Source organism: Haloterrigena turkmenica DSM 5511, from assembly GCF_000025325.1.
Classification (GTDB): Archaea; Halobacteriota; Halobacteria; order Halobacteriales; family Natrialbaceae; genus Haloterrigena; species Haloterrigena turkmenica.
Genome location: NC_013743.1, coordinates 2,820,350 through 2,840,637 on the forward strand (window position 1 = coordinate 2,820,350; position 20,288 = coordinate 2,840,637).

The 20,288-nt window shown below is 66.5% G+C and carries 23 protein-coding genes and 1 tRNA gene; 5 read left to right on the forward strand and 19 right to left on the reverse strand.

Annotated elements, in window-relative coordinates; all coding sequences use genetic code 11:
- Positions 1-349: 349 nt before the first annotated feature.
- The 4 genes from fabG to HTUR_RS13555 all read right to left on the reverse strand — a co-directional run bounded on the left by fabG (position 350) and on the right by HTUR_RS13555 (position 3,281).
- A complete protein-coding gene (gene fabG, locus HTUR_RS13535; RefSeq protein ID WP_012943888.1) occupies positions 350-1,150 on the reverse strand; it encodes a 3-oxoacyl-ACP reductase FabG in 801 nt (266 codons plus the stop codon).
- Positions 1,147-1,776 (reverse strand): HTH domain-containing protein, encoded by a 630-nt coding sequence (locus HTUR_RS13540; RefSeq protein ID WP_012943889.1) that lies wholly within the window; start codon positions 1,774-1,776, stop codon positions 1,147-1,149. The genes fabG and HTUR_RS13540 overlap by 4 nt, the downstream gene beginning before the upstream one ends.
- On the reverse strand, positions 1,763-1,981 hold the full coding sequence (locus HTUR_RS28000; protein WP_012943890.1) for a hypothetical protein: 219 nt from the start codon (positions 1,979-1,981) through the stop codon (positions 1,763-1,765). The genes HTUR_RS13540 and HTUR_RS28000 overlap by 14 nt, the downstream gene beginning before the upstream one ends.
- Before the next feature lie 901 nt (positions 1,982-2,882).
- Positions 2,883-3,281: a CopG family ribbon-helix-helix protein gene (locus HTUR_RS13555; RefSeq protein ID WP_012943891.1), complete on the reverse strand. Its 399-nt coding sequence runs from the start codon at positions 3,279-3,281 to the stop codon at positions 2,883-2,885.
- A gap of 123 nt (positions 3,282-3,404) precedes the next feature.
- On the opposite strand from HTUR_RS13555, the gene HTUR_RS13560 reads away from it, so the two are divergent.
- A complete protein-coding gene (locus HTUR_RS13560; protein WP_012943892.1) occupies positions 3,405-4,163 on the forward strand; it encodes a hypothetical protein in 759 nt (252 codons plus the stop codon).
- A gap of 347 nt (positions 4,164-4,510) precedes the next feature.
- Here the strand turns inward: HTUR_RS13560 and HTUR_RS13565 are convergent.
- Both HTUR_RS13565 and HTUR_RS13570 read right to left on the reverse strand, forming a co-directional pair.
- Positions 4,511-4,584 (reverse strand) — tRNA-Thr (locus HTUR_RS13565).
- A 94-nt stretch (positions 4,585-4,678) separates the two neighbouring features.
- On the reverse strand, positions 4,679-5,659 hold the full coding sequence (locus HTUR_RS13570) for a class I SAM-dependent methyltransferase (RefSeq protein WP_012943893.1): 981 nt from the start codon (positions 5,657-5,659) through the stop codon (positions 4,679-4,681).
- Positions 5,660-5,790: 131 nt separating this feature from the next.
- Between HTUR_RS13570 and HTUR_RS13575 the strand changes: the two genes are divergently transcribed.
- From HTUR_RS13575 to HTUR_RS13590, 4 genes are all read left to right on the forward strand, one after another.
- Positions 5,791-6,255 carry a Rieske (2Fe-2S) protein gene (locus HTUR_RS13575; RefSeq protein WP_012943894.1) on the forward strand — a complete coding sequence of 155 codons (465 nt, stop codon included), beginning with the start codon at positions 5,791-5,793 and terminating at the stop codon, positions 6,253-6,255.
- 89 nt (positions 6,256-6,344) lie between these two features.
- The gene (locus HTUR_RS13580) at positions 6,345-6,548 is read left to right on the forward strand and encodes a hypothetical protein (protein ID WP_049941740.1); all 204 of its coding nucleotides are present in this window, start codon (positions 6,345-6,347) and stop codon (positions 6,546-6,548) included.
- A gap of 66 nt (positions 6,549-6,614) precedes the next feature.
- A complete protein-coding gene (gene dph5, locus HTUR_RS13585) occupies positions 6,615-7,403 on the forward strand; it encodes a diphthine synthase (protein ID WP_012943896.1) in 789 nt (262 codons plus the stop codon).
- 121 nt (positions 7,404-7,524) lie between these two features.
- On the forward strand, positions 7,525-8,355 hold the full coding sequence (locus HTUR_RS13590) for a lipase chaperone (protein ID WP_012943897.1): 831 nt from the start codon (positions 7,525-7,527) through the stop codon (positions 8,353-8,355).
- Between the two features lie 25 nt (positions 8,356-8,380).
- Here HTUR_RS13590 and HTUR_RS13595 read toward each other — a convergent pair whose 3' ends face one another.
- The 13 genes from HTUR_RS13595 to HTUR_RS13655 all read right to left on the reverse strand — a co-directional run bounded on the left by HTUR_RS13595 (position 8,381) and on the right by HTUR_RS13655 (position 20,287).
- On the reverse strand, positions 8,381-9,466 hold the full coding sequence (locus HTUR_RS13595) for an alpha/beta hydrolase (RefSeq protein WP_012943898.1): 1,086 nt from the start codon (positions 9,464-9,466) through the stop codon (positions 8,381-8,383).
- Between the two features lie 102 nt (positions 9,467-9,568).
- Positions 9,569-10,021 carry a PTS fructose transporter subunit IIB gene (locus HTUR_RS13600; RefSeq protein WP_012943899.1) on the reverse strand — a complete coding sequence of 151 codons (453 nt, stop codon included), beginning with the start codon at positions 10,019-10,021 and terminating at the stop codon, positions 9,569-9,571.
- Positions 10,018-11,739, reverse strand: a complete 1,722-nt coding sequence (ptsP, locus tag HTUR_RS13605; RefSeq protein WP_012943900.1) for a phosphoenolpyruvate--protein phosphotransferase — start codon at positions 11,737-11,739, stop codon at positions 10,018-10,020. The genes HTUR_RS13600 and ptsP overlap by 4 nt, the downstream gene beginning before the upstream one ends.
- Before the next feature lie 4 nt (positions 11,740-11,743).
- Positions 11,744-12,037, reverse strand: a complete 294-nt coding sequence (gene ptsH1 / locus HTUR_RS13610) for a phosphocarrier protein HPr (protein ID WP_012943901.1) — start codon at positions 12,035-12,037, stop codon at positions 11,744-11,746.
- On the reverse strand, positions 12,037-12,507 hold the full coding sequence (locus HTUR_RS13615; RefSeq protein WP_012943902.1) for a PTS sugar transporter subunit IIA: 471 nt from the start codon (positions 12,505-12,507) through the stop codon (positions 12,037-12,039). Before HTUR_RS13615 ends, ptsH1 begins: the two co-directional genes overlap by 1 nt.
- A 44-nt stretch (positions 12,508-12,551) precedes the next feature.
- The gene (locus HTUR_RS13620) at positions 12,552-13,730 is read right to left on the reverse strand and encodes a PTS fructose transporter subunit IIC (protein ID WP_012943903.1); all 1,179 of its coding nucleotides are present in this window, start codon (positions 13,728-13,730) and stop codon (positions 12,552-12,554) included.
- Positions 13,731-13,841: 111 nt separating this feature from the next.
- Entirely contained in the window at positions 13,842-14,750 is a 909-nt protein-coding gene (gene pfkB / locus HTUR_RS13625) for a 1-phosphofructokinase (RefSeq protein WP_012943904.1), read from the reverse strand.
- The gene (gene glpR / locus HTUR_RS13630) at positions 14,740-15,513 is read right to left on the reverse strand and encodes an HTH-type transcriptional regulator GlpR (RefSeq protein ID WP_012943905.1); all 774 of its coding nucleotides are present in this window, start codon (positions 15,511-15,513) and stop codon (positions 14,740-14,742) included. Before glpR ends, pfkB begins: the two co-directional genes overlap by 11 nt.
- A gap of 284 nt (positions 15,514-15,797) precedes the next feature.
- Positions 15,798-16,778 (reverse strand): 3-isopropylmalate dehydrogenase, encoded by a 981-nt coding sequence (gene leuB, locus HTUR_RS13635; RefSeq protein WP_012943906.1) that lies wholly within the window; start codon positions 16,776-16,778, stop codon positions 15,798-15,800.
- A gap of 75 nt (positions 16,779-16,853) precedes the next feature.
- The gene (locus HTUR_RS13640) at positions 16,854-17,768 is read right to left on the reverse strand and encodes a DMT family transporter (RefSeq protein ID WP_012943907.1); all 915 of its coding nucleotides are present in this window, start codon (positions 17,766-17,768) and stop codon (positions 16,854-16,856) included.
- 202 nt (positions 17,769-17,970) lie between these two features.
- On the reverse strand, positions 17,971-18,606 hold the full coding sequence (leuD, locus tag HTUR_RS13645) for a 3-isopropylmalate dehydratase small subunit (protein WP_012943908.1): 636 nt from the start codon (positions 18,604-18,606) through the stop codon (positions 17,971-17,973).
- Positions 18,603-20,024, reverse strand: coding sequence for a 3-isopropylmalate dehydratase large subunit (leuC, locus tag HTUR_RS13650; protein ID WP_012943909.1), 1,422 nt, complete (start codon positions 20,022-20,024; stop codon positions 18,603-18,605). Before leuC ends, leuD begins: the two co-directional genes overlap by 4 nt.
- A complete protein-coding gene (locus HTUR_RS13655; protein ID WP_012943910.1) occupies positions 20,021-20,287 on the reverse strand; it encodes a hypothetical protein in 267 nt (88 codons plus the stop codon). The genes leuC and HTUR_RS13655 overlap by 4 nt, the downstream gene beginning before the upstream one ends.
- Position 20,288 lies beyond the last annotated feature (1 nt).

Below are 20,288 nucleotides of genomic sequence, written 5' to 3' on the forward strand. Positions count from 1 at the left end.
CCGTCCCGCCGCCGTCCCGCGATTGTGCAGTCATCGTGCACACGCGCTCAAACGCTTTGAGAGCGGCCGCACTACCATCGACCGCACCGGGTAGCTCCGGTGTGCGACCGTTACGGTCGCGGGGGGTGACGACGCGGGTCGCCGTTGCGCTTCGACGACCCGCGGTAGCGTCCCGCGGTTATTGAGGCACGGGCCGCGGGACCGCCTTCCGGTCACCGCGAGGTCGCGGTCGTCGACCGGAAGGCGACCCACCAGCTTCGCGATTCGAAAACGACCGCGATCGGGCGCCGCGACGAGCGTCGCGGTCACTCGGATGTCCACTCCCAGTCCTACTTCGAATGCAGCGGGTTCAGAGATCGATACCGCCGTTGACGTCGATCACTTCGCCGGTGACGTACCCCGACTGCTCGCTCGCGAGATAGCGGACGAGCCCGGCGATCTCCTCGACGGTCGCGAACCGCTCGAGCGGGATGTCCTCGCGTAGGTCGTCCCGAACGGTCTCGGGAATGGACTCGATCATCTCCGTCCGCGTGAACCCCGGGGCGATGCAGTTGGCCGTCGTCCCCGTTCCGGCCAACTCGAGCGCGAGCGATCTGGTAAAACCGAAGAGGCCGCTCTTGGCCGCAGCGTAGTTGGCCTGACCGACGTTCCCCTGCTTGCCGATCACGCTCGAGACGCTGATGATCCGGCCGTTCGGGGCGGAGGCGAGGTCGTCGTAGAACGCCTTCGTGCAGTTAAATGCGCCGTTGAGCGAGACGTCGACGACGCGGTGCCAGTCCTCGGCGGTCATGTTCGCGAACGTGCGGTCGGCCGTGATTCCCGCGTTGTTGACGAGGACGTCGATCGGGCCGAACGCGTCGGCGACCGACTCGCGCATCGCGTCGACCGCGTCGCGGTCGGTGACGTCGGCCCGTACCGGATGGGCCGTCCCGTCGGTGTCGGCCTCGGTGATCGCGTCGGCGACCGCGTGGGCGTCGGCCTCAGAGGATCGGTAGTTGACGATCACGGTCGCGCCGTACCGACCGAGCTCTCGAGCGATGCCGCGTCCGATCCCGCGCGAGCCGCCGGTCACCAGACACGTTCGCCCCGCGAGCGGCTGGCGGGCCGGGCGTTCGAGTTCGGCCGAGCGGTCGATCGTCTCCGCGCTCATCGACGCCCCTCCAGCGGCGTCGCTCCTTCCGGCTGGCGCGTCTCCGGACGAGCGCTCTCCTCGGCCGCTTCGACGATGGAGAGCAGATCGTTGACGGTGTACGTCCGCGATCGCTCCGACGACGGTCGTTCCGTATACGGGACGACGCCCCGAAGCGACGCCGCGTCCGCGTCGACGGCGTCCGCGGTCGCCGCATCCGCTTCGACCTCGGAAATCGCCAGCGCGACGACCGGAACCCGAACTCGCTCGCGCGGCTCGTCGAGGCCGGCGTCGAGCGGCGACGGCGGAACCGCCTGTCGACGGAACGCCGGCTCGAGCGAGTGGCCGTTCCGGGCGGCCCAGCGTTCGAATTCGGCGACGAGTTCGTCGCGGCTCGATCCGTTTTCACCGGTCGATCCGGCGGCCGAGCGGTACTCGGGCGGCCAGTGAGTCACCCGGTGGTCGTCGATCACGTCGTGTTCGTCGAGCTCTCGGAATCGCTCGATGACGTCGTCGATGGTCGCAGTGATAGCCGGCGGAACGGTCGCCCGGACGTAACAGTCGACCCGGAGACTCGCATCCGGATCGGTATCGACGATCGGCGCGAACGGGGACGCAGACTGGGACTCGAACTCACCGGCAGGCATAGCCGACCTCCGTGGATCGAACGCGACCGTCTGCGGCGAGCGATCGTAGAATCGGTAGGAGCGTAAGTTTCGATAATCCGAGTAGTTCCTGGAGTTCGGACACCGTCGCCTCTTCGAGTACCAGCAGGGACAGATAGACGAGTTTGGTCTGTGGCGCGTCGAGTTCGTTCGGCACTGTCGGCTGGTGTTCGCTCGTGGACATCATCCATAGACGACCGCAACGAATCGATACTTAAAGGTGTTTGAGAGGTGTTTTCATACACCACAGACCGTCCGCAGTCGGCGATATTCCTAGCGATTATTCGTTGGTAATTGGGTACCTCTCGAGAGTGACATGATTTCGCTCGTCTAGCTCCCTTTACCAAAGTGCTGACTAATCGGTAGCAACCATCTCTGACGAGCACCGAGAGACGGACGGTGGAATTAGTTCGGCGCCTCGCAGTCGAGAGCGATCGCTCTCGACGGAGGGATCGCGCTGTGGATCGGCCAGAAGTGGATGATGTCCACGAGTGACCGCTGAGGGCGGCCATCGTGCCAAGCGAACCCGGACCGACGATCCGGATCGCCTGTGATCCCGTCTAGGTTCCAGACACACAAGATTGTACTTCCAAACAGGTTTGGTGTTTAGTGTTCGGCGGTGCACGAATGTGCTATGCGTACTCGAACCGCACCGCGTTGCGATTTCGACGTCGAGTGCCGTCGAATACCCGCTTACTCCGTAGGAAATCGAACCTTCGTTCCGCCACGTTCCAGACGCGAATCGACCCGCTTCGGGAGCGGGCTGGAAGCGCTTTCGGAGCGCAGACCGAATCCGCACTCGTCGCAGTCGATATACGTGTTCGTACGACCGTAGCTCGGTCGTCCGTCGCCGGCCCGGTCCGACCCGCTTCGCGAGTATTCTTCTCGAAAACTCGAACAGTACTGTCACTTTCGACAGTGATCATCCCCTTACTCATCCCGCGGATAGCTGCGTCGAGGGTGTCCGACTCGAGAGTCCGATACCGCGGCGGAAGCTCCAACTGATCGATGGCCGTGACCAGCGCCATTTCCTGTACGATGGTCTGGATACTCGATTGCTGGCTACGTTCCATTCCGCCACTACCCAACTACAGGTCCCTTCGAGACCGAAGCAACAGGACCTTCACCTGCCCCACGGCGTCGAAATCGCGGAGTCGATACACGAGTTTGCGAACGCGGGCCGCCTCGCCGCGACAGAAAATCGTTTCCAGACACCAATCGCCTTCGTGCGTGTGACTCGTCGTCGTAATCACGTCCTGAAAGTCGTGTTGTACGTCGTGGAGTTCGCGGATCACGTCCTCGTGCTGGTAATCGAACGCAAGCGCAGTCGTCACGTCACCCGAGACCGTCTCGAGTTCGGTGTGGGACTCGATATACTCCTGCATCGCTTCCCGGACTGCTCGCGAGCGAGAGTCGAACCCCTCAGTCTGCCACGTCCGGTCGAACTCGGCGAGTAACTCATCCGGAATATTGAAACTGGTACGCATCTGTCTACACCGGACCTAGCGGGGTGAACGAATGGGCGCTGTGGTTTTCGAGCTGACGGGTATTACGATCCCCTCCAATCGGTGCTAACAGGGTTTTTGTGCCGTCTCTCCCGAGAATCCCGTATGGATATCGGTCTCGTTGCAGGTGTCGTTACGATCGGGTTTATCCACGGCGTGCTCCCGGATCACGGGTGGCCGATTGCTGCGACCTACGGGTTGAGTCGCTCACGGACGTGGCTCTACGGGACGATAGCGGGCCTCGTCCTCGGGGTCGGACATCTGATTAGTAGCGTCGTACTGGTACTGGCGTACTTTTGGTTCAGTCGCTTCGCTGCCTTCGCCGAAGGCCCGTGGATGAGATATATCGCGGGTATCATCCTCGTTTTACTGGGAATTCACGAATATCGGAACGGCGGACACGGGTCGGGACACGATCACGACGACTCCCACCACGACCACGCCCATTCGCACACTCACGAACACGAGCATTCACACGAACACAGTCATTCGGGAGCCCCGTCCCAGCGCGGGATCCTGACTCGAATTCGGGAGCGACTGTTCAGCGGCGGCCATCGCCATTTGAGTGACGAAGACGCTGAACGAGGCTTGATGGCCCTCGGGACGACCGCCCTCCTTCTCGGATTCGCCCACGAAGAGCCGATTCAAATTCTGGCAGTCTGTACGGGGACGGCCTACTGCCTGGAACTGATGCTGATTTACTCGCTGGTCGTTATTGTTGCGATCCTCGTTCCGACGCTCCTCTTGATCGCGGGCTATGAACGCCATCGCGAAACGGTCGACCGATACACGCCGTACCTGCCGTTGCTGACAGCGACGGTGCTGGTGAGCATGGGACTGGCGTTCATCATTGGGGTCCTCTGAACTCCCGTTCCTGACCACCGTACTCTCCGGCGTCAGTCCGTGTTCGTTCGTCGCGATACTCGCTGAACGTATTCTCAAAATCGCAGCATGCGGGACGTACCGCGCACTCGAGGGGAGCAACTGGCAGCGCCGAGACGTTCGCCGACGAGGGTTCGACTGTGGTGGATATCGGAATCCGAACTGAACCGAAGGAAGATGCCAGTGGAGAAGACGTGCATCGCTCCGCACGTGACGCTCGTTGCAGAAGACAAGCCCGTAGAGGGGATTGTGAACCACTGGGAGAGGAAGCTCTCCCTGATTCAAATCCCTCGACGGCGGTTGCTGCTCACGTGTTGTTCGCAGCAAAAAGCCGGTGGAGGGATTTGAACCCTCGACCTAATCCTTACGAAGGATTCGCTCTGCCAGTCTGAGCTACACCGGCACACCTTCGGAGTGCGCGTTTATTCGTAGGGCCGATACCAGCCATAAGGGTTGCGAATCGATCTTCTCGTGGGACTGACTCCCGTACCTTCGAGTCAACGCTCGAGTCGGACGTCCAGGCAGACGTTCAGTTCGTGGGGCGCGTAGGAGCGAACGACCCGTTCCGTCTCCACCGAAACGTCGTACGTCGGTTCGGCGGCTTCGCGGATCGCCCGCTCGCCGGGGCCGAACGGGTCGTCCTCGTGCTGGATGTCGTAGTAGTGGAGCACGCAGTCGTCGCCCGCGACGGTGACGGCCGCCTCGAGGAACTCGTCGGCGCTGTGGGGGAGGTTCATCACGATGCGGTCGGCCCAGCCCTCGTACCCGGGCGCGACCTCGCGAACGTCGTCGCAGGTCGCCGTCACCCTGTCTTCGACGCCGTTGCGGCGCGCGTTCTCCCGCAGGTAGTCGATCGCTTCTGGATTGACGTCGACGCCGACGCACTCGGCGCCGCGTTTCGCGAACGGGATCACGAACGGGCCGACGCCGGCGAACATGTCGAAGACGTGCTCATCCGCGGTGACTTGCTCGACGACTCGATTGCGCTCGGTCGCGAGTCGCGGCGAGAAGTACACCTCGGCGAGATCCAGCAAGAATTCGCAGCCGTACTCGCGGTGGACGACCTCCGTGTCCGCGCCCGCGAGCACCTCCCAGTCGCGGACCCGAGTTTCCCCTTTGACCTTCGAAGCCTTGTTGAGGACCGTCTCGAGGGGCAGATCCGACGCGACGATCGCGTCGGCGATTTCGCGGGCGCGCTCGTCGTCGTCCTCGTCGAGCAGCGCCGCGCGGCCCAGTCGCTCGTAGGACGGCTCGAAGCCGAGCAGGTCCGCGGGCGTCGTCTGTGTCTCGCGCTCCTCGAGCGGCCGAGAGACGACGTCGAACGCTGCGGGGACCGCGTCGGGGTCAGTGACCGGGATGTAGAGGCTGCCGTCGTCGACGGTCAGTTCGTACTCGTCGTCGATCAGGTCCGCGTCCGCGAGTCGCTGACGCGTGGCTTCCCCCTCCTCGCGCGGCGCGCGGACGCACGGCACTTCCATACTCGGACGAAGCCGACGAGTCGCCGTAACGCTGGCGTTTCGCCGCGCCACCGAACGCCGTCGACCGAACCGTGACTCGAGCAGCGAACGCCGGAGTGAAGGTTTTCAGCCCGCCGACGGTAGGGGTCCGTATGCACGAACTGACGACCGTGGAGACGGTCCACGACGAGGGGTCGTGGCTGTTCACGGTGCGGGACCAGTACGGCGAACGGGACGAAGTCATCCTCGTTCCCTGTGAAGACGGTGTCGAGCACGGCTCGACGAGCGGTCAGGCGACACTCGACGACAGTGTCGAGGCGTGGATCAACCGCTGTACGCACGAAGCCCAGCGCTTCGATACGGGCCGGGGCGTCCCGATGCGCGAGGGTCAGATCATCTGTCCGAAACACGGCTCGATGTTCGATTCCTGTTCGGGCTACTGCGACAACGGCGAGGCCGTCGACACGACGCTCCCGTCGGTCGACATCTCGGTGCGAAACGACGGCAGGATCGTACTCACCGACGACGAGTTCACGTTCGTCGGCGAGGGCGGGATCGACGACAACGAGGGCGACGGCGACGACGATCCCACCTCGACGTCCCACATCGGCTTTTGAAGCCCAGTCAGTAGGAGCGATCCGCCCGCTGCGTGGCAGGCGCAACCCGCCGTATTTTCTCCGTCGCGAGCGTCGTCCAGCCCGATACCATGTCGTCGACAACAGGCGATCGATCGGGACTGATGAAGAAGGTCGGCGTCGTGACAACCCTGATAGACGCGGTACGGGAGTTCTCGAAGGGCCACCGCGGAAGCGGCCTGGTGCTCCTCGTCGCGGCCGCGCTCTCCTCGCGGATCCCCGGCATCGGAACGGCCGCGTCGCTGCTCCTGCGGGCGTACCGACGGCTCCGCTGAGAGGGCGTCGCGATCGGTGACCGCCGTCTCGAAAGCGTATTCCGAGCGCTGGCACTACGAGCGCTCATGCTCACCTTCATCGGCCTCGGACTCTACGACGAGCAGTCGATCACCGTCGAGGGCCGGGACGCCCTCCGGAACGCCGACCGCGCCTACGCCGAGTTCTACACCAGCAAGCTACTCGGCGCGACCGCCGCGGACCTCGAGTCCGCCCACGACGTCGACATCGAGGTCCGCGACCGCGCGGGCGTCGAACAGCGCCCCGACGACATCCTCGAGGCCGCAACGAGCGAGGACGTGGTCTTCCTGACCGCGGGCGACACGATGATCTCGACGACCCACGTCGACCTCCGCCTGCGGGCCCGCGACCGCGGGATCGAGACGCGGGTGATCCACGGCGTCACGGCCCAGACGGCGGCCAGTTCCCTGACCGGGCTTCAGAACTACCGCTTCGGGAAGGCGACCACGCTCCCGTTCCCCTACGCCCACGGCGCCGACGGCCTGCCGGCGAGCGTGACGGACACGATCGACGCGAACCGCGAGGACGGCCTCCACACGGTCGTCTACCTCGACATCAAAGTCGATCACGAACTCACCGACGAGGACGAGTACATGACCGCCGACGTCGGCGCCGAGTTACTCGCCGAGGAGTATCCGGACCTCGTCGGCGTCGTCGTCGCCCGCGCGGGCAGCCCCGACCCGCTCGTCGCGGCCGGAACGATGTCGGAACTCGCCGAGCGAGAGTTCGGCGACCCGCTGCACCTGCTCGTTGTTCCCGGCGAGTGTCATCCGCTCGAGGCCGACGCGCTGGTCGAACTCGCCGGCGCGGATCGGGACGCACTCGAGACGAACTGACTCGAGACGCACGTCGGTCCGTCTCGGGCACACCGGCGCGAGGCGCGATCGGGCCTGTCTGCCGACGGCTCGAGCGCGTCGAACGCGTGACTATTTAGGGCCCCGGTTGCTGTCCTGATCCATGAGCGGTCGGGAGCGCACGGACGAATCGGCCGGGGACGAGGCGATCGGCACCGCGCCCGACGGAGCGAACGAACTCGACGCGGAGACGGTCGCCGTCGCCCGCGAGGAACTCCAGCGAACGTTCGACTATCAGGTCGAGCGCCTCCAGGAGATCGACGCCAAGGCCATCGAGATCCTGAAGGCGAACCTCCTGCTGATCGGACTGGTCGTCACCGGCGGCTCGATCGTCTTCCAGACCGATATCCACATTATGGCCTTCGCGAACCTCTTTACGATCGCGGGCGGGATTCTCCTGCTGGTCTCGACGGGTCTCGCCGGAGTGACCTACACCGCGTCGAACCTCCGGGGCGGCATCGACGCCGACGCCGTCGAGGTCGCGCTCGCGTCGGCTCGAGTCGACTCCGAGACGCGAGCCGGGACGGCGCAGTTCGAGGAGCGCCTGCTGCGCAGCTACGGCCGCTGGATCGAGTACAACGCGCGGGTGACGGCCGTCAACGACATGTTCGCGACGATCACCGTCCTCATGGTGATTGCCTCGCTCGTCTACGTCACCGCCGGGATCGCGGTCGGCGCCGCCGGCATCTCGATGGCCGTTTCCGTGCTCTCGTTTCTCGTCCTCTCGGCCGTGCTGGCGTGGCTCGGTGCCTTCGCCTACTACATGGACCACCTCGGCGTGAGTGAGGAGTCCTGGGAGGGGACGTTCGACGGCGTCCGCCTCTCGAAGGGCGTCACCCGGAAACGAGGCCTCTCGACGCTCCGAACGATGCGCAGCGAACGCGACGAGGCGGAAGCGGACGAAGCGGAAGCAGAGACGAAAACGAACGCCTAGACGAAACCGCTCGACCGCACCACTGTTAGCCGTCCAGCACGCCCTCGAGTTCGTCGCGGAAGTCTCCGGGCACCTCGACGTGGGGCGCGTGCCCGGTGTTCCCGAAGACGACCTCCTCGAACTCGCCGCCCGCGTTGGCGTAGTCCTCGAGGACGGCGCGGGTCTGGTCGACCATCGGCTGGGGCGGGAAGACGTCCTCGCCGGGCCAGTCGGGGACCTGCCCCATCCGGCCGAGCGTGCCCACGTCGAAGACGGACTCGTTGGAGACGATCTGGTCCGAGTCGCCGCGGATCCACAGGACGGGCGGCTTCTCGTCGGGATCGACGTCGACGATCTCCTCGAGCGAGCAATACTTCGGTGAGATGGCGTTGTTCACGCCGTTCTCGCCGGGCGCGACGCCGGGCCAATTTTCGCTCTCGACCGCGTCGCCGGGGTAGTTCTCGTCGCCGGTCGCGGTATCGAGCATCCCCGTCAGGTACGACCCCTCGCGCTCCTCGTCGAACACGTAGCTCGGATCGACGTAGAACGTCCGCAGGACCTTCCGGGGCGAGGATTGGCCCTCCTCGCCGCGGTCTCGTTCCGCGAGCCCCGCGACGAACTCCTCGTTGCCCAACCCGCCGCCGGAGCCGGCGTAGTCGTCGAAACACGGCGTTCCCTCCTCGTCTTTCGTCCCGCCGAACCCGTACGGCGAGAGCGGGTTGATCAGAACGAGGTTCGCGACCGCTTCGGGATTGTCGATCGTATACCGCATCGCGACGCCGCCGCCGTTCGACCAGCCGACCAGCGTCACGGGCTCCTCGAGGTCGAGTTCGGCAAACAGCGCGCGGAGGTCCGCCTCGAAGTCTCGGAGGCCGTTGGTCGCATCGATTGGCTTCGTCTCGGAGTCGCCGTACCCCCGCAGATCGGGCGCGATCGCGCGATACCCGGCTGGGAGGTCCGTCATGACGTCCTCGAAGAAGCGCGACGAGGAGACGTTTCCGTGAATGAAAACGACGGTGCCCTCGGTCTTATCGGCCCCGTTCGGGGTGCCCGACTCGAGGTAGTGGGTCTCGAGGCGGTCGGTGTCGACGGTACGCGAGTCGATGCCGGCGAGGGTGTCGTCTCGAGGCATGGCGGGGGCTATCACGTCATGTGTGATAGCTGTCGGTGTTGCAAACCCCGTTACAGCGGCGACCGTCGAGAGAACGGGCTGCGCCGATCGCGGTCGAATCGGTCAGGAGAGGAGGCGCTTGAGTCTGGCGAACAGTCCCTTCGAGGGGTCGCCGCCGCGGCGCGGCGCGCCCGAATCGGCCGCTTCGGCGTCGGAGGCGCTCGCGTCAGCCGCCCCCTCAGACTGCGCCGAGTCGGCGGTCGACGTCTCGCCATCGGCCGCCGCGATCGCTCGCTCGAGGAGGTCCTCGACGTCGTTAACGGCGTCTTTCACCGGCGCCGTGACGACCGGTTTCCCTTCGAAGCGATCCTGATTCACTGACGTGTCCGCGGCGATGATCACCGCGTCCGCCTCGGCGATCGCGTCGCTCGAGAGTTCGTTCTCCTGGCCCATGGCGCCCTGGACCTCGACGTCGATCTCGTGGCCACGATCGGTCGCGGTCTGCTCTAGGTTTTCGGCCGCCATCTGGCTGTGTGCGATACCCGTCGGACAGGACGTTACTGCGACGAATTTCATTGGTCTGTGGTGGTGTTGACGTGCTCGTACACGGTCGTTCTGGTAGCCGCATCGGTCGCTCGGTTCGCGAGCGCTTCGGCCGCGTCGGTCTCGATGTTGGCGATCGCGGCCTTCACCTCGGGGATCGTGACGGCGCTCATGCTGAGTTCGTCGAGCCCGAGCCCGACGAGCAGCGGCGCCAGGTCGGGGTCGCCGGCCATCTCGCCGCACATCCCGACCCAGGCGTCGCCGGCGTCGGCGGCCGCGACGGTGCGCTCGATCGCGCGGAGGACGGCCGGCTCGCAGGGATCTCGGAGGTCGGCGACACGCTCGTTCTCCCGGGCGGCGGCCATCACGTACTGCGTGAGGTCGTTCGTGCCGATACTGAGGAAGTCGACGCGTTCGGCCAACTCGTCGGCGATGAAGGCGGCGCTGGGCGTCTCGATCATCGCACCCAGCTCCGGCCGCTCGTGCTCGATCCCCTCGGACTCGAGGTCGGCCGCGACGTCCGCGACGGTCTCGAGGGCCGCCTCGAGCTCCGGCACGGTCGCCACCATCGGGAACATCACCGAGAGCGTCCCCGATTCGGCGGCGGCCGCTCGCAACAGCGCCCGGAGCTGGGTCTCGAAGAGGTCAGCGTCGGGACCGAGCGAGCGCCGGATCCCCCGCTGGCCGAGGAAGGGGTTGTCCGCGTCGGGCGTCTCGAGGTAGGGAATCGGCTTGTCGCCGCCGACGTCCAGCGTCCGCACGACGACCCGCCCCTCGGGAAACGCCGCGAGCGCCTCGCGGTAGACCTCGAACTGCTCGTCCTCGTCGGGCGGCGCCTCGCGGTCGAGAAAGAGGAACTCGGTCCGGAAGAGCCCGATCCCGTCCGCGCCCTGCGCGACGGCGCCCTCGAGTTCCGCGAGAGTACCGACGTTGGCCGCGACCTCGACGGCGCGCCCGTCGGCCGTCTCGACCGGGTCCTCGCGAATCTCGACGTCGCGGCCGCCGGCCGCGCGCTCGCGCTGGTCGGGCGTCGGGTTGGCGATCACCGTGCCCTCCTCGCCGTCGATCAGTACGTCCGCGCCGTCGTCGATCGACTCAAGGCCGTCGCCGACGCCGACGACGGCGGGGATCCCCAGCGAGCGGGCGAAGATCGCGGCGTGGGAGGTCCGACCGCCCTCGATCGTCGCGAAGCCGGCGACGCGCTCGGGGTCGAGCTGTGCGGTGTCGCTCGGCGTCAAGCGCTCGGCCAGCAGGATCGAGCCGTCCGATAGCGAGGCGAGGTCGACGCGATCCGCGTCGGTGAGCAGTCGCAGCAGTCGGTCCCGCACGTCCCGGAGGTCGTCGGCGCGCTCGGCCATCCGGCCGTCCATCCCCTCGAACTGCGCGATGGGGTCCTCGAAGGCTGCGTCGACCGCATGCTCGGCGGGCAGGCCGTCGTCGACGGCCGCCTCGACGCCGTCGATGATCTGCGGATCGTCGACGAACTGCTTGTGAGCGTCGAACACCGCCGCCTCGTCCTCGCCGACGCGCTCGGCGGTTCGTTCGCGCTCGCGCTCGAGTTCCGCTCGGGCGCGGTCGCGGGCGTCCTCGAACCGCTCGCGTTCGGCGTCCGGATCGACCGTTTCGGCCGCCGGCGGCTCGCCAAGCTCGAGCTCGGCGTTCGGATCGTACCAGACGGCGGTTCCGACGCCGGACAGCGGCGTGACGCCGGTTCCCTCGTGCGCTCGCGGTGCGGACTCGTTGGCGGCCATCGGTTCAGGTCCCCGAACTCGATTCGGCCGCGGACTCGGTCTCGGGCGTCGCGAGCAGTTCCTCGAGGTCGTCGAGGGCCGCCTCGGCGTCGTCGCCCTCCGCGATCAGCCGAACGTCCTCGCCGCTGGCGACGCCGAGGCTGGTCACGGCCAGCATGCTCGCCGCGTCGACCGGATCGTCCCCGTCGGCCGGGGCGACCCGCACGTCGGCGTCGAACTCAGTTGCGGTCTCGACGAACTTCGCGGCCGGCCGCGCGTGGAGCCCGTCCTCGGGGACCACGGTGACGGTGCGCTCCATCACGCGACCGCCTCCGTGATCGTCTCCTCGATCGCCGCCTTCGAGTCGGCCTCGTGGAGGCGCTCGCGGACGTCGTCGTGCATCAGAGCCCGCGAGAGCGAGCTCAGGAGTTCGAGGTGCTCCTCGCCGCCCTCGGCTGGGACCAGCAGTAGGAACAGCAGCGTCGCCGGCTGGTCGTCCATCGCGTCGAAGTCGATGCCGGCCGAGGAGCGGGCGAAGACGATGGTCGGCTCGGCGACCGCGTCGGTCTTCGCGTGCGGGATGCCGATTCCCATGCCGACGCCGGTCGTCGTCTCCTCCTCGCGGGCGAGCAGCGCCTCGAGGGCCGCCTCGCGGTCGGTGACGCGGCCGGCGTCGACCGCGCGGTCGAGCAGGAACTCGATCGCGGCCGCCTTCTCTGCGGGCGGTTCCTCGAGCGTGATCAGTTCGGGGGTCAGTACGGCGTCGATTTCGGGTTCGGACACAGTCATCGTATGATCGCTATGGTGTTGAACGGTGGGGTCGCGTCGGATAGTCAGTCGTTCGTCTGTCCTGCGTTCGTCTGGCTCGCGTCGGTCGCGGACTTCGCGGGTTCGGCGCCGGCGACGCGCTCGTGGTAGTCGGGCTTGATCAGCGTGGCGACCGTCGCCGTGACGATCGTGCCGAGCGCGATGCAGGCGAGGAACAGCAGCGCGCTGCTCGAGAGGAACACGACGAAGATGCCGCCGTGGGGCGCCGGCATCGTCACGCCGAGCCAGAGGGCGGCCGCGCCGGCCGTCGCGCTGCCGAGGACCGCCGACGGAATCACCCGGAGCGGGTCGGCGGCGGCGTAGGGTATCGCCCCCTCTGTGATAAAGGCGAGGCCGAGCGGGACGGCCGCCTTCGCGTTCTCGTACATCTCCGCGGCGTACTTCTGGGGCGCGATGAAGTTCGAGAGCGCGAGGCCAAGCGGCGGGACCATCCCGCCGATCATCACGGCGGCCATCGGCGCGAAGATCTGGTCCGCGACGAGGACGGTCCCGAACACGTACGCGACCTTGTTGATCGGACCGCCCATGTCGACCGCCATCATCCCGCCGAGGATCGCCCCGAGCAGGAGCGCGTTCGACCCTTGCATGCCCTCGAGCGCGGACGTCAGCGCATCGTCGACGATGGCGATGGGAACCCCGAGACCGAGGATGACGACCGGGGCGAGCAGCAGCGTCGTGAAGACGGGGATGACGAGGATCGGCATCATCTGCGAGACGACCGACGGCACCGACCAGCCCTTCATCCAGCGGGCGACGTAGCCCGCGAGCAGGCCGGCGACGATCGCCCCGAGGAAGCCGGCGACGGCCCCGTCGGCCTCGAAGCCGATGACCAGCCCGGCTGCCTCGATGACCGCCTCCTGCTGGATCACCCACGAGAGGATGAATCCGGGCGCGAGTCCGGGCTTGTCCGCGACCGCGTACGCGATATACCCTCCCAGAACGGGGATCATGATCGTCAGCCCGAGGTCGCCGATCTGGGCCAGGTACCACGCGAGCGAGCCCGTCTCCTCGAACACCGTCTCGGTACTACCGGCCGTTCCCGGTAATTCCGCGACCATGAACGCGAGCGCGAGGAAGATCCCGCCGATCGTCACGAACGGGATCATGAATGACACGCCCGTCATCAGATCTTCCTTGACCGAGAGGAGGTGGGCTCGGAGTCGTGATTCTACATCGTTTTCCATGCTATCTCTGCCGCAGTCCTTCGACAGCGGCTGCAAAAGTGGTTTCGAATATGTTTGTTTTAGATTGGATATATTCGAAATATAGTTGCGATCGGATATTCGGGGTCGCGGTCAGTACGCGGAGACGCTGATCGACTCGCGCTCGTCGCGCAGTCCCGTCAACGACGGCGCTCGCGTCCCCGACACCGCGACCACCCGGGAGGCGACGGCGACGCCCGATCTGAGCGCGACCGCGTCCGATTCCTGGCGGGCCCGAGCGGCGAGCACGCCCGACAGGAGGGCGTCGCCCGCTCCGACGGTGTCGACCACGTCGACGTCCGCCGCCGGCGCGTGTAGCGTCCGGTCGGGCGTCGCCATGATCGCGCCGTCGGCGCCCAGCGACGCGACGACGCGCTCGAACCCGGCGGCCTGTAGCTCCTCGGCGGCCGCGATCGCCGACTGCACGTCGTCTACTCGCCGCCCCGTCGCCGCCGCGAGTTCCTCGTGATTGGGCTTACAGAGCGCGTACTCGGCCTCGAGGTCGGCGAGGGTCGCTCCACCGACGTCGACGACCGTCTCCCAGGGGCCGGCCGCGGCCACGCGGTCGATCGTCTCGGGACCGGTCCCCGGCGGCAGGCTCCCGGCGATCACGACCGTCTCGGGATCGTGTCCCTGGAGCGTGTCGACGATCTCCTCGATCGCAGACGGGGCGACCTGCGGTCCGTTCTGGTTGACCTTGTACTCGCCGTCGGGACCGAGGAGCGTGGTGTTGAGTCGCGTCTCGCCGTCGATTTCGACGAAGTCGGCGTCGATCGACGTCGCGGAGAGTCGCTCGAGGAGCGAGCGACCGAGAAAGCCGCCGGCGACGCCGGTCGCGACGGTCTCGACGCCGAGTTCGGCCAGGTACTTCGAGACGTTGATCCCCTTGCCGCCCGCGTCGTAGCGGTGCTCGTCGGAGCGGGCGACGGCTCCGTCGGTCAGCGGTTCGGAGAGCTCGACCGTGTAGTCGACCGCCGGGTTGAGCGTCACGCTAGCGATCATCCGGCACCTCCACGCCGACGGTCACGTCGGCCGCGGCGCAGGCCTCCGCGACCTCGCCGGTCGGTTCCGCGTCGGTCACCAGCACGTCCACGTCGGACAGCGACGCGAACTCGACGAAACTCCGCTCGCCGAATTTGGTCTCGTCGGTGACGAGGACGACCCGCTCGGCGCTCTCGACCATCAGCTCCTTGATCCGCGCTTCGTCCTCGTTCGGCGTCGTCAGGCTCCCGTCGCCGGCGATGCCGTTCGTCCCCAGAAAGAGCAGGTCGAAGTTCGTCCGATCCATGAACGCCTCCGCGCTCGGACCGACGAGCGCCCGCGTCCGGTGGCGGAGCGTCCCTCCGGTGAGCTTGACGTCGTCGGCGTTCTTCCCGAGTTCGAGCGCCAGCAGCGGCGAGTTCGTCACCGGGATGAACGTCGTGTCGGTCGGTGCCCGCTTTGCGACCTGCATCGTCGTCGTCCCCGAGTCGAAGAAAGCGACCTGCCCGTCGTGGATCTCCGTCGCGGCGCGCTCGCCGATCGCGGCCTTCGCCTCGAGGTTCTGGACCTCCTTCTGGACGTACGTCTGCTCGCGTCCGACGGCCGTCACCGGGACGGCGCCGCCGTGGGAGCGCTCGACGAGGCGCTCCTCCTCGAGGTCGTCCAGATCTCGCCGGATCGTCGCCTTCGAGACGTCGAGTTCGGCGGACAGCTCCTCGACGGAGCAGCCGTCCCGCTCCGACACGAGTTCGACGATCGTCCGTTTGCGCTGTTCGGGTAACATGTGCCTGGGTGGTCTTCGAATCTCTCTGCGGTCTGCACGGTTTTATTTGTTTATGCTGCAATAACCGTTTGTTTCTGGGCAGATAGAATCGTTTTAACTCGGAGATAGAAATTCGGATCGTCTCCGGCCTCGGAACGCGATCGATAGCTCGAGCTAGCGGCCGAAACGTCCCGAACTGACGCCAATTTAGAACGACTAATTCGGTTTCGAGTAAGAATATTCCACGCTCTGATCGAATGTGATCGATCTGCCGGTCAGGGCGATCGGATCCGTCCGCGTCGGCGCTACAGTCGCTCGATGATCGCTTCGGTCACGTCTTCGGTCGAGGCGTCGCCGCCCAGATCCGGCGTGCGCGGTCCGTTCTCGAGGGTGTCCTCGACAGCCGCGTGGACGGCCTCGCTCTCCTCGTCGTAACCGAGGTACTCGAGGAGCATGGCGGCGGAGATGATCGTCGCGGCCGGGTTCGCGACGCCCTCGCCGGCGATGTCTGGTGCGGTACCGTGAACGGGTTCGAACAGGCCGCGCTCGGGGCCGACGTTGGCCGAGGGCAGGAGACCGAGCCCGCCGACCAGTCCCGCGGCGAGGTCCGAGAGCACGTCGCCCGCGAGGTTCGGGCAGACGACGACGTCGAACTGCTCGGGGTCGAGACAGACCCGCGTCGCGAAGGCGTCCATCAGCACCTCGTCGGTCTCGACGCCGTTCTCGTCGGCGACGGATTTGATGGTGTCGCGGAAGAGGCCGTCCGTCTCGCGCATGACGTTTGCCTTGTGGGCGATCGTGAAGCCGTCGTGCTCGTCGCCCGAGACGTAGTCGCAGGCGAACTCGGCCAGTCGCTCCGAGGCCGATTCGGTGACGACGCGGGTCAGCGTCGAGACGTCCTGGGTCAGTCGGTCCTCGATTCCCGAGTAGACGCCCTCCGTGTTCTCGCGGAGGAAGACTAGGTCCGTCTCGGGCCGGACGGCGTCGATTCCGGGGTAGGATTTCGCGGGTCGAATGTTGACGAAGGAGTCGACGGCGGTCCGGAGCGGAAGGATGACGTCGGCCGCGGTCTCGCCGGCCGCGCCGAACAGCGTCGCGTCGGCCGACGCCGCCAGGTCGTAGGTCTCCTGGGGCAGCGCCTCGCCCGTCTCCTCCTTTACGGCATCGCCCGCGTCCGCTTCGACGAACTCGAAGTCGATCTCGAGGGACTCGAGCACGTCGACCGCGGCGGGGGTGACTTCCTGTCCGATTCCGTCGCCCGGGATGACGGCGATCTCGTGAGTCATACTCACCCCTCTTTGCGGCGGCGAAAAGAGGGTATCGATACGGGCATCGCGTCGGCGATCGGTGACCGCCTCGAATCACGGACTGCCGACGCCCGTCGAGACCCCCACCGCGTCGGCGATGGTTCGACGCTTGAGCAGGGCGAAGCCGACCGCGACGAGCGCGAAGCCGGCGATCGTCAGCGCGCCGATCGATTCGCCGAGCAGGACGACGCCCGCGACGGTCGCGACGATCGGAACCAGGTAGCCGATCAGCGCCGCCTCGAACGCGCCGTGTTCCTCGAGGATCGTGAAGTAAATCATGAAGGCGACGGCGGTCGCGAAGACCCCGAGATAGAGCAGGGCGGTCAGCGAGACGGGACCGATCGCGGCGGCGCCGGGTCCCTCGCCCCGGCCGAGGCTGACGGCGTGGAGGACGAGGCCGCCGACGAGCATCGACCAGCCAACCAGCGGTAGCTGCTCAAGGGTCGGGCCGGCCCGCTGGATCAGGACGCCGCCGAGCGCGACGCTGCAGACCTGCCCGACGATGAGCAGTCGCGCGCCGGTGTCGCCCGCCAGCAGGTTCCCCGGATCGGGTTGGACGACCAGACCGACGCCGAAGAAGCCGATCGCGGCGCCGACGGCCCCGAGCCCCGAGAGCCGCTCGCCCAGCAGCGGGATCGCCCACAGCGCGGTCAGGATCGGCACCAGCCCCTGCAGAATCGCGGCGACGCCGCTGGGGACCGTCTGCTGGCCGAGGAAGAGCAGGCCGTTCCCGGCGATGAGGAAGACGCCGCCGCCCGCGACCGCCGCGAGGTCGTTTCGGGCGGTCGGCCGCCACTTCTCGACGCGGACGGCGGCCGCCGTCAGCAACAGGACGGCGGCGATATCGTATCGGGCGGCGGCGAAGAGCAACGGCGGGAGCGACTCGAGGCCGACCGAAATCGCCGGAAAGGAAAACCCCCACAGCACGGCCAGGGACAGAAACATCGCGATGTCGCGGTTCCGAGACATACCTGACGTTGCGGACTGGCGCCGAAAGCGGTAGCGATGCCGGCACGGGGCTGCCGCTTCCGGTGTGATAGCGAATCGCTCGGGACAGGTGGCGAACCGCTCGAGCGAAGGCGAACGCACGGACGTGCGAACGGGAGATCGCGATGTCTCTAGCTACGGTTTCAGTGAACGGAAAACGGCGAACGAGAGTGGCTCGAGCGAGTTACTCGGCTTCGGGAATCGCCGCGTCGTCGACGTAGGGAAGCCCCTCGGCCTTCTTCCGCACTTCGCCGGCGTTGGACTTCATCAGCGCCGTCGTGTCCCAGACGCCCTCGACGAGCGCCTTGCGCTGGGCGTCGTCGACGGTGACGTCGATCGTGGTGTCGCCGTAAGTGACTTCCTCCGCTTCGACGTCGATGTCGATCTCACCATCGGGGTTCTCGTCGACCCAGTCCTGGAGGTCCTGGATCGTCTCGCTGTCGGCCGTGACGGTCGGGATCCCGAGGGCCAGACAGTTGCCCGCGAAAATCTCGGCGAAGCTCTCGCCGATGATCGCGTCGATTCCCCAGCGCATCAGCGCCTGAGGCGCGTGCTCGCGCGAGGAGCCACAGCCGAAGTTGCTGTTGACGACCATCACCGAGGAGTCCTGGAATCGGTCCTCGTTCATCGGGTGGTCCTTGGGGTTGTCGTCGTCGTCGAACCGGACGTCGAAGAACGCGAACTCGCCCAGTCCGTCGAAGGTGACGACCTTCATGAACCGCGCCGGGATGATCTGGTCGGTGTCGATGTCGTTGCCCCGAATCGGGACGCCCGAGCCGGAGACGTGGGTGACCTCGGGAATCTCGACTTCGTCACTCATACCGAGGTCACCTCCTTCAGTTCGCGCACGTCAGAGACTTCCCCGGTGATCGCCGCCGCGGCGACCATCTGCGGGTTCATCAGGACGGTCCGACCGTCTTTCGAGCCCTGTCGGCCGACGAAGTTCCGGTTCGAGGACGAGGCGCTGGCTTCGTCACCCTCGAGTTGGTCTTCGTTCATGCCGAGACACATTGAACAGCCGGCGTTTCGCCACTCGAAGCCGGCCTCCTCGAAGATGTCTTTGAGCCCTTCCTCCGCAGCGGCTTCCTGGACGCGCTGGCTGCCGGGGACGACCAGTGCGCGGACGTCATCGTCGACCTGCCGTCCCTCGACGATCTCGGCGGCACGTCGCAGGTCGGGCAGGCGCGCGTTCGTACAGGAACCCAGGAAGGCGACGTCGATGTCGTAGCCCTCCATCGTGTCGCCGGGTTCGACGCGCATGTGTTCCTGGGCGCGTCGGGCCGTATCCTGTTTGTCTTCGGGCAGGTCCTCGGGGGCCGGAATCGGCTCGGTGACGCCGACGCCCTGGCCGGGCGTGGTCCCCCAGGTGACGACCGGCTCGAGTTCGTTCGCGTCGATGTGGACGACATCGTCGTACTCGGCGTCCTCGTCGGAGCGAATGGACTCCCAGTACGGTTTGAGTTCCTCGAACTTCTCCGGGTTCTCCTGGAAGTAGTCCGTCTCCTCAAGCCACTCGTAGGTGGTCTCGTCGGGGTTGACGTAGCCCGCGCGGGCGCCGCCCTCGATGGACATGTTACAGATCGACATGCGACCTTCCATGCCCAGCGATTCGATGGCTTCGCCGGCGTACTCGTAGACGTAGCCGACGCCGCCCTCGGTTCCCAGACGACGGATGATCTCGAGGATGATGTCCTTGGCCTCGACGCCCTCGCCGAGTTCGCCGTCGACCTGGATCTTGCGGACCTTCTGTTTCTCCATCGCGACGGTGCCCGTCGCGAGCACGTCCCGGATCTGGCTGGTGCCGATCCCGAACGCGAGCGCGCCGAAGGCGCCGTGGGTGGAGGTGTGAGAGTCGCCGCAGACGATCGTCTTACCGGGCTGGGTCAGTCCCTGCTCCGGTCCGATGACGTGGACGATCCCCTGATCGCCCGTCGTCGGGTCCGAAAAGTCGATGCCCGCCTCGCGGACGTTCTCCTCGAGTTCGGCCATCATCTCCTCGGCCGCGTCCTCCTCGTAGGGCCGGGACTGATCGGCCGTCGGGACGATGTGGTCGACCGTCGCGTGGGTCAGCTTCGGATAGGCGACCTCGAGGTCGCGCTCGCGGAGCATCCCGAACGCCTGCGGACTCGTCACCTCGTGGATGAGGTGGAGTCCGACGAACAGCTGATCCTGTCCCGTCGGCAGCGTGGTGACTTTGTGTCGATCCCAGACCTTGTCGTACAGTGTGCCCTCGCTCATTCCTCGTCCTCTACTGGGTGTTTGCGTCCGCGCTCGAAGACGCGGTTCGCGTCCTCGGCGTCCTGTGGCGGCGTGTGATCCACATCTGCCATCGTGTCGGTCGGTTCGTCGTCTGTGCGTTCGGTGGACTCCGTCGCGTCTCGGCCACCGTCAGTGGCGACCGTCGGACCGCGACTGAACAGCCGCCCAACCGTCTCCCCGGTGTAAGGGTTCGCGTGGCTGACGTCGGCCATCGTGTCTGTCGTCGATTCGTTATTGCTCATT